Raw genomic sequence first — 14,578 nt, 5'->3', positions numbered from 1 at the left:
GAGCACAGCATGAGAACAACCGGAATCCGGGTCTTCCACGAACAGGCGCAAGCCTTGAACATGATCGCCGAACGCCTGGCCAATGAATTCGAGCAGGCCGTCGACTTGATGTACCACACCCGGGGGCGCGTGATCGTCTCCGGCATGGGCAAGTCCGGCATCATCGGCAGCAAGATCGCGGCCACCCTCGCCTCCACGGGGACGTCCTCCTTCTTCGTGCATCCGGGCGAGGCCTATCACGGCGACCTGGGCATGTTCACCGAGGCCGATACGGCCATCCTGATCTCCTACAGCGGCGAGACCGAAGAGGTCATCCGCCTGATCCCCTCCCTGAAGCATTTCGGACTGCGCATCATCGCCATCGTCGGCAAGCGCGCTTCCACGCTGGGCAAGAACGCCGACGTGGTGCTGGATGTCTCGGTGCCGCGCGAAGCCTGCCCCAACAACCTGGCGCCCACCACTTCCACTACCGCCACGCTGGTGATGGGCGATGCGCTGGCCGTGGCGCTGATCGAAAAGCGCGATTTCAAGCCCAACGACTTCGCCCGTTTCCATCCCGGTGGCAGCCTGGGCAAGCGCCTGCTCACCCGCGTCAAGGATGTGATGCACACCCAGTTGCCGTGGGTCATGCGCGATACCGCCATCGTCGACGTGATCAGCCAGATGACCGAAGGCGGCCTGGGCATGGCGCTGGTGAGCGCCGATGGCAACCGCCAGGCGCTGTGCGGTGTGATCACCGACGGTGATTTGCGCCGTGCCCTGGCCGCGCGCAAGGACATCTATCACATCACCGCTGCCGACCTGATGAACAGCTCGCCCAAGACCGTGTCGGAAAACGAGATGTTCGTCGATGCCGAAGCCAAGATGCTGGAATTGAACATCACCGCCCTGGTCGCGCTGAACGAACAGCAGCATGTGGTGGGCGTACTCAAGCTGCTGGATGCCAAGCGGCTGTGATTGCGGCGCAAAACCACGTATTCTCCCCTCCGGGCGCCGATGCACAGGCGCCGGAATTTGAAAATAACCTCCTGCATGAGGAAACGGAACATGATCAAGATCAATGAGATTCAGGTTGGCAACGAACTGCCCTTCGTCCTTTTCGGCGGCATCAACGTCCTGGAATCCGAACAATTCGCCGTGGATGTCTGCGGTGAATACGTGCGCATCACCAAGGAACTGGGCATTCCCTATGTCTTCAAGGCGTCCTTCGACAAGGCCAACCGTTCTTCCATCAAGAGCTACCGGGGTCCCGGTCTGGAAGCCGGCCTGAAGATCTTTGAAGCCGTCAAGAAAGCCCACGGCGTGCCGGTGCTGACCGACGTGCACGAGCCCTACCAGGCCGCCGAAGTGGCCAGCGTCTGCGACGTGCTGCAGCTGCCCGCCTTCCTGGCGCGCCAGACCGACCTGGTGATCGCACTGGCCAAGACCGGCAAGGTCATCAACATCAAGAAGCCGCAATTCGTCAGCCCGCCGCAGATGAAGAACATCGTCGAGAAATTCGAAGAAGGCGGCAACACCAATGTGATGCTGTGTGACCGTGGCGCGCAGTTCGGCTATGACAACCTGGTGGTGGACATGCTGGGCTTTGGCGTGATGAAGCAGGTCAGCGGCAACAAGCCGGTGATCTTTGATGTGACGCACGCGCTGCAACAGCGCGAATCCGGTGCCGCCGCATCGGGTGGCCGTCGCGGCCAGGTGACCGAACTGGCCCGTGCCGGCATGGCACTGGGTCTGGCCGGTCTGTTCCTGGAGGCGCACCCGGATCCGACCAAGGCCTTGTGCGATGGTCCGAGTGCATTGCGGCTGTCGCAGCTCAAGGCGTTCCTGGAACAGGTCAAGGCCGTCGATGACCTGGTCAAGAGCCTGCCTGAGCTGGATACGCATTGAGCATGGCCGCATCGCCCCAGACGCACCCGACCGCACTGCGAGGACGCCCGTGAGCGCCGCCGCCAACGCCCGCTGGATTGCCCTGACGCAGGTCGTCAAGATCGTATCCCAGCTGGTCAACATGTTTGTGTTGACCCGGCTGATCGCCCCTTCCGAATATGGTCTCATGGCCATGGCCGGGGTGGCGACCAACCTGGCCTTCGTGCTGCGCGACATGGGTACCGCTGCGGCCATCATCCAGAAAGCCGAAATCAGCGAGGCCGATACCTCCTCGGTGTTCTGGCTGAACATGGCTGGCGGAACTCTGCTGATGGTTTTGCTGTTAGCAACTGCCCCCTTGCTGGCAGGAACGTTCCACGAACCACGTCTGACCGAAGTGCTGTGGATACTGTCGTTGTCGTTCCCGATTGCGGCCAGTTCGACCGTGCACCAGGCGCTGCTGGAACGCGTTTCGCGCTTCCGGCTGGTCGCCGGAATTGAGTCCGCCTCCTCGTTGATGGCCCTGGTGATCGCCCTGGTGCTGGCCTACCGTGGCCTGGGGGTATGGAGCCTGATCGCGCAGGCGCTGCTGATGGCGGCTTGCACCACGGTGCTGATGTGGTGGTTCTCGCCCTTCCGTCCCAAGGCGGTATTTGACAGGGAGGCACTGCGCGGCGTCTTCAAGTTCAGCGGTTCCATGGCCGGTCATCAGTTGGCCAGCTACCTCTTCCGCAATGCAGACAGCTTCATCGTTGGCAAGATGCTCGGCATCACCGTACTGGGCAACTATTCGCTGGCCTACAAGCTCATGCTGTTTCCGGTCCAGAACATTTCCTGGGTCGCGGTACGCTCGCTGTTCCCCGTGATGAGCCGACGACAGGATGACAAGCCCTACATGGCCGCGCTGACGCTACGCTCCCTGAAACTCGTTTCGTTCATTTCGGCCCCGATCATGTTCGGCGTGGCCGGCGTCTCGGATCTGTTCGTCGACAGCTTCCTGGGTCCCAAGTGGTATCTGGTGGGCGGCATCCTCACCTTCCTTGCGATGGTCGGCTACGTACAGGTCATTTCCAGCATCGCCAGCCCGGTGCTGATGGCACTGGGCAAATCCGACTGGCTGTTCCGCATGTCCATGGTGGGTACCCCACTGCACATCGTCGCCTATGTCACCGGCGCTTGGATCGATGGTGCCCGGGGCCTGGCGATAGCCTATCTGGTGGCTGCCATCATGATGGCGCTACCGGGCTTCTATCTGGCAGGCAAGGCCTTGTCGATCAGGTTTAGGGATTTCCTCAGTAGCCTGATGCCATCGGCGCTCAGCGGACTGGCCATGGCGCTGTTGCTGCAGCTTGCCCGCAAGCAGTTGCCGCAGTATTCGGGCCATCTGCTCTTCGCCATGCTGGTGGGCGGGGGCATCCTGTTCTGGGCTCTCACGGTAGCACTTTTCCAACGGCGGGAAGCGGGCGAGTTCATCCAGCTTGCCTTCCGTCGCCTCAAAAAATGAAGTCGTCCGGCGACAGAAAACCTATGGAATACCTTGCGCTGATCCGCACGTTCAACAGTCTTCCCCTGGTCGAAGAAGTCATTGGCTGCCTGCGCATGCAAACCTGCCCGCCAACGGCCATCATGGCCGTCGATAGCGGCTCCGATCCGGGGCAGGCAGAGGCGCTGCGTGCGCTGGTAGATGTCTGGCTGGATGTATCGGGCCAAGCTTTCAACTACTCTCGCTCAATCAACCTGGGGGTACAGGCTGCCACGCTGGAGAACGTACTGATCATTTCCTCCCACGTGATGTTGCGTGAGCAGGACGTCATGGAGCGCTTCTTCGCCGAGCTGGCCAGCAAGGGCGATCGTGTCGGGTCGGTCATATCCAACAAGTCCCAGGCCTGGCTGGTGCGGCAGGTGAACAATGCCAGCTTCACCGGCGTCAACGGACTGACCAATTCGTGCAGCTTCGCGCCGACGGCCTTGCTGCGTGAATTGCCGTTCCGGGAAGAGGTATTCGCTTCGGAAGATCAGGAATGGACCAAGCGCTTCCTGGCCATCAAGGCTGGTAGCCTGACCGTCGTCGAAACCGGCCAGATCGACTATCTCAACAAGCATTTCAGCTACAAGAAAAAATACAATGAAGAAATGGCCTTGGCCAGCTTCGTCGATACCCGCCGCAAAGGGCTGCCGGCCATTCTGACGTGGCTGCTCAAGTCGATCTGGTCGATCTGCTTCCGCGGTGACAAGGCCAAGGCCGGACATCGCTTCAGGGTTGCGATGGGACTGTGCAAGGCACGCTTCAAGAAACCGGACATCAACTCCAAGTATTACTAAGCGACCTCTCCATGAAAATCGCCATCTTCGTCCTGGCCGACATGTTCGTGCCGCTCATGCTCAGCACCGGCAATTGCCTGGAGCAGCACCATGGTCATCAGGTACGCTACCTGAACTTCCTGCCCCACGATCACAAGCTGCTGGCCACCAATACCGACCAGCTCTACCCGCGCAATCTGGAAACGCTCGATGGCAGCAAAGAGGAGGCCAGCACCCTGTTCTCCCCGGACGAAGTGAAGGAAATGGTCGGCTTCATGCAGACCAAGCACGGCGGGAGCCTCAATGAATGGCATGGTCGCGTCAATACGGTGGCGCGCTATGTACATCGCTTCCTTGACGAGCAACAGCCCGAGCTGTTCGTGGTCTGGAACGGGCAGGACCATATCGGACAGATCATCACCATCTTGTGCCGTCGCCGTGGCATTACCGTGGTCTATCTGGAGAACGGCTACTTCGCCAACACCTTGCAGGCCGACCTGGGCGGGGTCAACGCTTCGGCCACACTGGCCTCCATGGACTTCGACGCGGTGCTGGCACAGGCGCGATCGCAAACAGCTGCCGTGGCGGCAGAGAAGGCGGCGCCCTCCTTGCACCTGCGCCCCCTGACCCGTACGCAACTGGCTGCGATCGCGCTGGCGCACCGCGCCAACCTGTCCTACTACGCGCAATATCCCGAGCAACGGGGCTTCAGCCGGATCAAGACCTGGAAGATCAAGCGCCAGCGCGCCGCCATCGCCAACGATGAGGCTACGCTGCCGACGCAGTTTGCCTTCATCCCGCTCCAGGTGCACGACGATACCCAGGTGCTGCTCAATTCGAAGCTGGTGCACTCGGTGGAAGAGTTCTTCGAAACCGTCCATGCCGCGATCCGCCGCACCTGCGGACCGGACTACCCCATCATCGTCAAGGAGCATCCTGAAGACCTGGGCCGCTACGACTACAGCCAGTTGCGCCAGAAATATCCGGATGTCCTGTGGCTGCGCAAGTTCGACGTCGAACTCCTGCTGGATCGCGCCACCATGGTCTTCGTCATCAATTCATCGGTGGGCCTGCAAGCGATTCGCCGCAAGAAGCCGACGGTGGTACTGGGTGAATCGTTCTACTCCAAACCGGAGATCGCCTTCGTGGTCAAGCGCCTGGACCAGCTCGATGCAACCGTGCAGCGCGCGGCAGCAGGTGTGGATGAGCAGATGTCCGCACGTATCGACGATTTTCTTGATGCCCTGGACCGGACTCTTTTCGTCAAAGGCACCTGGAAGCATCCCGCCTGCCTCCAGGCCGGACCGGCGCTGGCAGAAAGACTGCTGGCATTGCACGCCCGCAGCCGCAAGGCAGCCATCACGGCGCACGCAACGTCGCATCAACGCATTGGCAACGTCTGAGACAGCGGCCCCGGCAATAAAAAAAGGAGAGCCTCAAGCTCTCCTTCCTTTTTTCATGGAGACTTCGCAGTCTCAGGCGCGCTTGTAGACGTCGTCAAAGCGCACGATGTCATCCTCGCCGAGATAGCTGCCCGACTGTACCTCGATCAGATGCAGCGGCAACTTGCCCGGATTCTCCAGGCGATGGGTGACCCCGATGGGCAGATAGATCGATTCGTTCTCGCTCAACAAGGTCACTTCCTCGCCACGCGTGACCAGGGCCGAGCCGCTGACCACCACCCAGTGCTCTGCCCGATGGTAGTGCATCTGCAGCGACAGCTTCTCGCCCGGCTTGACGATGATGCGCTTGACCTGGAAGCGCTCGCCCGCGTCGACACTCTCGTAGCTGCCCCAGGGACGGAAGACGCGTTTGTGATGAACGTGTTCGGTTCGCTTGGCTTGCTTCAACTTGTCGACGAAGACCTTGACGTCCTGGACCTTGTCGCGATGAGCCACCAGCACGGCATCATCCGTTTCCACCACCACCAGATCTTCCACGCCCAGCACCGCGACCAGACGACTCTCCGCACGCACCATGGTGTTCTTCACCTGGTTCAGGTGCACGTCGCCACGTACCACGTTGCCATCGTCATCGGCCGGCAGCACTTCATGCAGCGCGCTCCATGAGCCCACATCGCTCCAGCCGATGCTGGCGGGCACGACGACGGCGCGGGTCGTGTTCTCCATGACGGCATAGTCGATCGACTCCGACGGCGAGGCTGCAAAGGCGGTCTCGTCCAGACGGCAGAAATCGAGATCGTTGTAGGCCTTGGCCACGGCTTCCTTGACCGCCGCACCGATCAGCGGACGGTGTGTCTCCAGCTCGTCCAGGTAGTCACGCGCCTTGAAGAGGAACATGCCGCTGTTCCAGTAGTAACCGCCCTGCTGCAGGAAGCCCGTGGCCGTGGCCAGGTCCGGCTTCTCGACGAATCGCTCGACCAGGAAGTTGCCGCTTCCGGTGCTATCGGCAGCACCGCGCAGGATATAGCCGTAGCCGGTCTCGGGCTGGTTCGGCTCGATACCGAAAGTGGCCAGCGCACCTTTTTCCACAGAGGCCAGCGCACGACGCACCGCTGCATGGAAAGACAACACATCGGTGATGACGTGATCGGCAGGCAACACCAGCATCACCGCTTCCGGATCCAGTCGTTGCAGGTGCAAGGCAGCAGCGGCCACGGCGGGCGCGGTATTGCGCCCTTGGGGTTCGAGCATGATGCCCAGCGGGCGCACACCGATCTCGCGCATCTGCTCGGCGATCATGAAGCGGTGCTCATTGCCGCACACCACCAGCGGTGCCTGCACTTCCGGCCAAGTGCTCACCCGCGCAACGGTTTCCTGCAGCATGGTCTGCTCGCTGACCAGCGGCAGAAACTGCTTCGGATAGGCCGCACGCGAAAGCGGCCACAAGCGGGTACCCGAACCACCGGAGAGGATGACGGGATAGATTTTGGGACTAGACATTAAGCACTCCTGGTTTACTGAATCGCACTGCGCGGTTTGAGACGGCGATCCCGTGCATCGTTCCATTGCTCGTCCGGCTGATCGGACGTATGTTTCATTTCACCCTCATGGGTGACGCTGTAGGCGCCATAGACAACACTGTTTTCAAAGGTCGTCCCACCGGCCACGCGAGTATATTCGAATAGTACGCTGCGAATCACCTTTGCACCGCTGCAGATATGGCTGCCATGGCCAATCCAGGCCGGGCCAACGATGGTGGAGCCTGCTGCCACGTGGGAGCCGGCGCCGATATAGACCGGACCTTCGATGGTGGTACCTTCCCATTCGATGCGGGTATTCAGGCCCACCCATACGCCCTCCTGGATCTGGGTGCCCGGCACGTACATCTGTGCCACTTCGCCCTTGAGCACGCTTTGCAGTACCGACCAGAAATCGGTGACATTGCCGATGTCGATCCAGTTGAAGAAGCGCTTCTGGGCATAGAACGGCAATTGTTTTTCCACCAGCAACGGGAACAGGTCGGCACCGATGTCGAAGAATTTGTCCTTGGGAATCAGCTCCAGTGCCGCCGGCTCCATGATGTAGATGCCGGTACTGGCGAGGTTGGAGAGTGCTTCTTCCTGCTTGGGTTTTTCCTGGAAGGACTTCACCTTGCCATCCTTCTCGGCGACCACGATGCCGTAGCTGGAGACCTGCTCCATCGGCACTTCCTTGGTGATCACGCTCACCAGCGCGCCCTTGCGACGATGTTCGAACAAGGCCGAATGAATGTCCAGATCAATCAGGGCATCACCGCAGATGACCAGCGTGGTCTCATCGAAGAAGCCGCCGAATTCCTGGATCTTCTTCATGCCGCCGGCCGAGCCGATCGGGTCGGGGAAGACCTGTCCATCATCATCCACGTAGCCTTCGAAGGAATAACCGATGCGCGCGCCGAAGCGCTGACCTTCGCCGAAGTAATTCTCGATGCGATCGTGCAGATAGCTGACGTTGACCATGATGTCCTGAATGCCGAACTTGACCAGGTGTTCGATCAGGTACTCCATCACCGGCTTGCCCAGGATGGGAATCATCGGCTTGGGCAGCGCATAAGTCAGGGGCCGTACGCGGGTCCCCTTGCCCGCTGCCAGAATCATTGCTTTCATGAGTACCTCTTCTATCGTCGATGTTTGAACGGAAATTGCTTCCCCTGAAGATCAGGTCACTGCCGCATTCAAGCCAGGGGGTCAAGCAAATATTGTGCGCAGTGCAGCTCGAACTGCCGGCGCAGCGCAGCCGAGACACCCAGCATCGCCCACGGGCGACCGGCGGCGTGACATGCGCCGTACAACAGCATCAGGGATGCCAGAGCCGCGCTGTCGATATGAACCAATCCGGAGCAGTCCACCAACAATGAATGTGGCGAACTGGCCGCCGCCGGCAGGCGCGTACGCAGAAGCCCGATATTGGGCAATCCAATGGCCCCGGTGAGAGTCAGGATGCAGTCACCCTCCTGCTCCCGGACATCCATGATCGCCTTGTCGAACTCGATTGCAGCAGGTCCGGCCCGCCGCTGCGCCAGCACAAGTGGCATGACCCGATGGAGCAGCAAATCCAGCAGGCCGATACCGTCCTGCCAATAGCGCCGCCAAAGCTTGGGCTCCTCCTTGATGCGCCACAGCCATTCCATACCAGTCTTCTGGGCCCACACGGGCGCACGCGACACGGTTCCCGCCACGAAATTGACGACGGCGCCAAGGTGGCTGACCAACGGCACACGCAGGCGTGGCAGGTTATGCTGGATCCATGCCTGGCCCTTCTTGGCGCCCAGCGCCACCACCAGGAAGTCGGCGCCACTGGCATTGATGCGTTCCAGGGTGGACTCCTCGCTCATTTCTTCGATGCTGCCAAAGCCCGGGCTATCGAAACCCACTGCACACATGCCCGATGGCGAAGCATTGAGCTGTTCGCTGGCGCGTTGTGCCACACCCGGAGGACCACCAAAAAAATACACGCGCAAAGGCTTGCTGTGAGTCGGCTGGACAGCCTGGCGCAAGGCCTGGAAGAGGCTGGAGCCGGCCACACGCTCGTTGACTGGCAGGCCCGTCGCCCGCGCAACCCAAATCAGCGGCATACCATCGGCAATGGAAAGGTCACTCTGGATCACCGACAAGCGGAACTGCGGGTCGTCAAGGCAGGCGATGGCAAAGTTCAGGTTGGGCGTGGAAAGAAAGCAGCGTTGACCCTGAGCGGCGGCGTGCCGTGTACGTTGGACAGCCTCGGCCAGGCTGACCCGGTCGAACGGCAAACCGAGAATGCAGAATACCTCGCGGCTGAAGTCGGGAAGCATGGATACCGTTGGCTCCTGCGCGACGGCAAGGGCTGCCGAAGAGAGTTGGTGAGCGTTATTCTGAATCACGTTTTGACCTTACCCACGCCACTTGGCGATTGAACAGGAATTTGAAATACAGCGGCAGCTTGCGTGCAACATAGCCGAAGGCGCCCATCAGCTCACCCAATGTGATGACCTCGCGACCATATCCGCTCCATGCCAGCAACACCGCGCCTGCGATACACGCCACCAGCACGCTGGCGACCAGCACTGGCAGCACCGTGCCCAGCCCTACCCAGAACAGGGCCGTGAGCAACCATGCCGAGGCCACCAACATCACCAGCAATGCCAGCGGGGGTACGCTCAGGTCCAGTGCCAATCCGGCCAGCGCCGCACTGCCACGGCGGAGGGCGCCACCAAGCAAACGCGGCACGTAAGACTGGATGACACTCAAATGGCCATGCTCCCAACGCGTTCTCTGTGTCTCGATTCCGCTATCGCTGGAAGGAAAGTAACTGTAGACCATCGCTTGCGGACAAAACAGCGCGGGCTCCCCTGCTTCGGCAAGATCCACACCCAGCTTCATGTCTTCGACGATGTGCCCGGTGGCCAGATCGGCACGGCCGATCTGCTGCCAGGTAAAGGCCATGCCGGTACCCATCAACTGACAGGGCAAACCGAGTTGATGAAATCCCAGCGGTCGTACCCAGTTCTTCACCAGCCAGGCGAACTCGGCGATCTTGCGCATCGGACCGGCACCCTCAGGCGTGTGCATCAGATAGAGCGCCTGTACCGGACGGCCGGTCCGGACACACCGCCGCGCCAAGGTGTCGAGTGCCTGTTCACCGAGATAGCAATCGGCATCTACAATGATGACCACTTCCGGCGCATCGGCGGCCAGATGGGCTACTCCGTGGTCGAGTGCATAGCCTTTGCCACGCAATTCATCATGAAAGCGTTCTGTGACCTCTGCACCGGCAGCCCGTGCGATCTGGGCCGTCTCGTCTGAACAATTGTCTGCCACCACCAACACCCGGTCGGCACTGCCCAACTGCCGGACAATGCCTTGAACGACTTCGCTGATGCCGCCCGCTTCGTTATGAGCCGGCACTAGCACCGCGATTCTGGGCCGTTGCGGGCTCAGGTCAATCACGCTGGAAACACGCCGACGTGCCGAAACCACCTGCACCAGAAGCACCAGCACCGGTACCGCCAGCAGCGCCAGACCCAGCAGCAATACCACTTGCACAACCGAGATGATCATCGCCATATTCATTTCCTTTTGACTGCCACCGCAGCCAGACTCCACTCCACTACTCGCATTTAATAATGCCCTGTCGCAAGATTTCTGTCCGGCACTCGCGCCACCAAGGCTAACGCTGCCGCCTCCTTTGATGAGTATGCGGGAGCGCAGCATACATACCGCTTGCCGTGCACTACGCCCTGCCATCCTCCATTATGCGACAGTCCCAATGCCAGATGCTGCGTCGCATCAACAATATTTCTCACCCCACAGCTCGCCTCTATGAACAAGCTTGACGGAGACGAGCGTCCCTATTTGATCCATGAGACCCGTACCAGCGCACAATGATCGATATACTTTCCGCAAGCTCAAAAAAATTACTTACATTCTCGGTGATGCGTAGAACTTAATCCGTCTGCCCCGATCATCGCTAATCCACACCAACAGGAGTTGCTCATGCTACGGCCCCCCACCACACTACGACGCTTTCAACTGACCCTGGGATTGACCGCACTGCTTTCTGCGGCGCCCGGCTGGGCCCAGGAATGGGGTACGTATCTCAAGCCCTTTGCTGCCGATTCGCTCTGGAACAGTCGCCCGGTCAATCCGGTGTTTGATTCCTTCGTCATCCCTACCGACAGCTATTTCCCGACGGTGACCAACAACACCTATTCAACCGGTATCTTCCTGGCCTCGCCAGATGATCCGCCGGTGACCATCACCGGACTGACTGGGAGCAAGGGCCTGTTCCACACCGATGACGAGAATTACCACGACATCACCATCCCTCACTGGCCCGCAGCAGCACACGCAGCGCCCGGTACGGACGGCCACGCCGACATCGTCGATCCGACCACCGGCATCGTTCACTCGCTCTTCAAGCTCAAGCAGGAAGGCACGAAGTGGACCGCCGCCATGTATGCCTGGACCAAGATCGATGGCCGCGGCTGGCCAGACCCGGGCCACTACTATCAGGGCGCACGCGCTACCGGCGTACCGGCGGCAGCGGGCATCATCCGAATCCATGAGGCTGCACAGAAGCCCCAGTACTATCCGCACGCGCTGGCGATGTCACTGACCTATTCCGGCTTGAGTCCCAACCCGGCCTACGTGTTCCCCGCTACCTCTGCAGATACCGAAGCCGCCATTCGCAACAAGGGCCGCATTCCCGAAGGAAGCCTGGTGATGCTGCCTCCGGACTTCGATACCAGCAAGATCACCAATGCAGAGGTTCGCCGCATTGCCGAGACACTCAAGCGCTATGGCGCATATATCGTCGATGCCAATATCGGCACGCCCTTCGTCATCTATGCCGAGATCGGTGCAGATGCCAACCCTTCACCCGGCGGATGGAACAATACGGTCGCCAACGAAATGCAGTCGATCCGCGCAGCACTGCGCCGGGTTGTCAGCGCGCAAAGCTGGATTGACGGCAATGGCAAGACCTTTACGCCCAACCAGAACCTGAACCTGCTCTCCATGCGGGGCAACTGGACCCAGCAATCCGGCAGCGTGCTGGGCCAGTTCAGCTCGTGGGACCAGGCCGTCGTGTTCCCCGCGACCAGCTCGACTTCCGAAGTGGTCAATTACAGCAACCGCGGCATGAACGCGGTGACCTGGGCCAAGCCGGTCAACGGTGCCACCTACAAACTGACCGCCCGCACCACCAACGGCGGCAAACTACGCATGAGCATCTACGACCAGTTGGTCGGCAAGGTAGTGTTCGACAGCGGCTACCTGGGCAATGGCGAAAGCAAGACTTTTACCTGGAGCGCCAGTTCGCCTCGCCTTGTGCTCTACGCCCAAAGTGGCGTGGGCAGCAAGTCTGCAGTTGGCGGAGAATTGCTCAAGGCTGACTGACACCGTCGGGCCGCGAACAAGCCGCAGTCTCGGACTGCGGCTTTTTTATTGCCCCGGACGGAACGGCAGCAATCCGTCTCGCTGCATCGACTGCAAGAGGTATTTCGAAGCCGCCAGGCTAATGTGCTGATCGTCGTTGTACAGATATGCACCGTCGATCTTGGCCTGGCACTGAGTTGCCGAACAAAACAGCTCAACCGGATCAAATACCGTCGCCTTCGGATGCAGCTGACGCAGTTCATTCACGGCGGCATCATAGGCTTTACGAATCTCATCATGCTCTGCCCGACTGAAGGCACACTCTCGCATCGGACCTGCGCCGAAGCGATTGACACAGGCATGCGGATCCAGCTTCAAGAACGGTACATCGGCGACGAACACCACCTGCTTGCCTTGTGCAAGAAAACTCTCGATCAGGGCCCCATAGCCCGACAAGAATGCCTCGCGCTGACTCAAGGCATGGTCGTTGACCTTGTACTGGGAAGGCAGATCGAGATTGCCCCGTGGATACGCACCGCTAATCACTACGGTACGGATAGACGGGAACTGCTGGCCGACAGCAATCGCCTGTTGGGCAATCGCGGTACAGTTGTTCGACCAGCGCCGCACATTGGCCGGCTTGTAGGGTAGATTGGGATAGACACGGCAGGCATGACCAGCCACCATGATGGAAGGCAGTGCCAGCTGCCGGCTGAAGATTGCCGAATGCAGCGCCATCACATGGCTATCGCCCACGAACAGAATCTGCGGTGTCGCCGAATTGGAAAGGCAGACCTCTTCGTTGACCGGATCGAGATGGTTGAGACGAGTGCAGCTGCCATCGGAATTGCGTGAGCCATTGAATACATCAGAACGGGCCAGGTAATCCAGCTTCTCGTTGATGGGACGTTGCGGGAATCCTCCGTTGTGATAGATGACACCACCGGCCAGTCCCACGACGACATTGACCACCAGCAGCGTCCACACGATGCGTACGCCACGGGCGTGACGCAGGGGGCGCTCGATGAACAGAAAGGTGCCCCACGCCAGCAACACTGCCACCACGACCGCCAGCAGACGCCATTGCTGGGGTGCAGTCTGCCCGGCAATGATGGTCGCAAATGACAGTAGCGGCCAGTGCCAAAGATACAGCGGATAGCTGATCAGCCCGATGCCGACCATGGGCTTGCTGGCCAGCACCTTGCGATTGAACCAGGCACCCGGCCCTGCAGACAACAGCAGAAATGTCCCGACACACGGCAGCAGTGCCCACCATCCGGGGAAACTGCGGTCGCCGTTGAGCAGTACGAACCCGGTCACCAGCAAGGCCAAGCCCATCCAGGACTGCAACTGCTTGCCGCGCGCATTGAGATCAGGACGGTGCAGATTGATGTAGGCCAGCGTCCCGCCCACCATCAGCTCCCAGAATCGTGCGAAAGGGGAATAGAAAGCAGCGGTCTGGTCGTGGTCGACCAAGTGCAGATTGATGACGAAGGACACCAGCGCAATCATGCCGACAATGCGCAGGAAGCCCCACTTGCGCTTCCACACGAAGGCCAGCAGCAGCGGCCAAAAAAGATAGAACTGCTCTTCGATGGCCAGGCTCCAGAGATGCAGCAAGGGCTTGGTCTCGGCGGAGTTATCGAAGTAACCGCTTTCACGCCAGAACAGGATATTGGAAATGAACGTAGAACCACCCAGCAAATGCTTGCCCAGCTGCCCATACTCATCGGCAAAGAGAATGACGCCACCAGCCACGGCGCATACGATCATCACCGTCATCAGGGCAGGGAAAATACGCTTGACCCGGCGAACATAGAAATCGAGGATACTGAACCGCTCATGCTCGAGGTTGTTGAAAATGATCAGCGAAATCAGAAACCCAGAGATGACAAAAAAGATGTCGACGCCGATGAAGCCGCCTTTGAACCACTCCGGGAAGGCATGAAAAATCACCACCGAACCGACTGCGATCGAGCGCAGGCCATCAATATCGGGACGATATTTTGGATGCAGCTGGGGAACGTCCGGGCCGGCCGCAGGTGCAAGCGGCGAAACACCAGGTGCGCCGTTCGGAGGGAGGATATGTTTCTGGATTGGGGCCATTTTCAGAAT

At 59.9% G+C, this 14,578-nt stretch carries 11 protein-coding genes; 6 read left to right on the top strand and 5 right to left on the bottom strand.

The window, feature by feature from the left end:
- Positions 1–9 precede the first annotated feature (9 nt).
- From GWL_RS06925 to GWL_RS06905, 5 genes are all read left to right on the top strand, one after another.
- Positions 10–957 (top strand): SIS domain-containing protein, encoded by a 948-nt coding sequence (locus tag GWL_RS06925; RefSeq protein ID WP_008328080.1) that lies wholly within the window; start codon positions 10–12, stop codon positions 955–957.
- Between the two features lie 90 nt (positions 958–1,047).
- Complete coding sequence (gene kdsA, locus GWL_RS06920; RefSeq protein WP_008328078.1) at positions 1,048–1,887, top strand: 3-deoxy-8-phosphooctulonate synthase; 840 nt, start codon at positions 1,048–1,050, stop codon at positions 1,885–1,887.
- A gap of 49 nt (positions 1,888–1,936) precedes the next feature.
- Positions 1,937–3,370: a lipopolysaccharide biosynthesis protein gene (locus GWL_RS06915; protein WP_008328075.1), complete on the top strand. Its 1,434-nt coding sequence runs from the start codon at positions 1,937–1,939 to the stop codon at positions 3,368–3,370.
- 23 nt (positions 3,371–3,393) lie between these two features.
- A complete protein-coding gene (locus tag GWL_RS06910; RefSeq protein WP_008328073.1) occupies positions 3,394–4,188 on the top strand; it encodes a glycosyltransferase family 2 protein in 795 nt (264 codons plus the stop codon).
- A gap of 11 nt (positions 4,189–4,199) precedes the next feature.
- Entirely contained in the window at positions 4,200–5,570 is a 1,371-nt protein-coding gene (locus tag GWL_RS06905; protein WP_008328072.1) for a capsular polysaccharide biosynthesis protein, read from the top strand.
- Between the two features lie 72 nt (positions 5,571–5,642).
- Here GWL_RS06905 and GWL_RS06900 read toward each other — a convergent pair whose 3' ends face one another.
- The 4 genes from GWL_RS06900 to GWL_RS06885 all read right to left on the bottom strand — a co-directional run bounded on the left by GWL_RS06900 (position 5,643) and on the right by GWL_RS06885 (position 10,645).
- On the bottom strand, positions 5,643–7,070 hold the full coding sequence (locus GWL_RS06900) for a mannose-1-phosphate guanylyltransferase/mannose-6-phosphate isomerase (RefSeq protein ID WP_008328070.1): 1,428 nt from the start codon (positions 7,068–7,070) through the stop codon (positions 5,643–5,645).
- A gap of 14 nt (positions 7,071–7,084) precedes the next feature.
- Positions 7,085–8,206: a sugar phosphate nucleotidyltransferase gene (locus GWL_RS06895; protein WP_008328068.1), complete on the bottom strand. Its 1,122-nt coding sequence runs from the start codon at positions 8,204–8,206 to the stop codon at positions 7,085–7,087.
- A 77-nt stretch (positions 8,207–8,283) separates the two neighbouring features.
- Entirely contained in the window at positions 8,284–9,399 is a 1,116-nt protein-coding gene (locus GWL_RS06890; protein ID WP_008328066.1) for a WecB/TagA/CpsF family glycosyltransferase, read from the bottom strand.
- A 55-nt stretch (positions 9,400–9,454) separates the two neighbouring features.
- Positions 9,455–10,645, bottom strand: a complete 1,191-nt coding sequence (locus tag GWL_RS06885; RefSeq protein ID WP_034350569.1) for a glycosyltransferase family 2 protein — start codon at positions 10,643–10,645, stop codon at positions 9,455–9,457.
- 435 nt (positions 10,646–11,080) lie between these two features.
- On the opposite strand from GWL_RS06885, the gene GWL_RS06880 reads away from it, so the two are divergent.
- Positions 11,081–12,484, top strand: coding sequence for a hypothetical protein (locus GWL_RS06880; protein WP_008328059.1), 1,404 nt, complete (start codon positions 11,081–11,083; stop codon positions 12,482–12,484).
- Between the two features lie 45 nt (positions 12,485–12,529).
- Here GWL_RS06880 and GWL_RS06875 read toward each other — a convergent pair whose 3' ends face one another.
- On the bottom strand, positions 12,530–14,569 hold the full coding sequence (locus GWL_RS06875; protein WP_034350213.1) for an acyltransferase family protein: 2,040 nt from the start codon (positions 14,567–14,569) through the stop codon (positions 12,530–12,532).
- Positions 14,570–14,578 lie beyond the last annotated feature (9 nt).

Source organism: Herbaspirillum sp. GW103 (assembly GCF_000261365.1).
In the GTDB taxonomy this organism is placed as follows: domain Bacteria; phylum Pseudomonadota; class Gammaproteobacteria; order Burkholderiales; family Burkholderiaceae_D; genus Herbaspirillum.
Note: the sequence above shows the minus strand (reverse complement) of the source record. Positions and strands in the feature narration are given on the sequence as shown.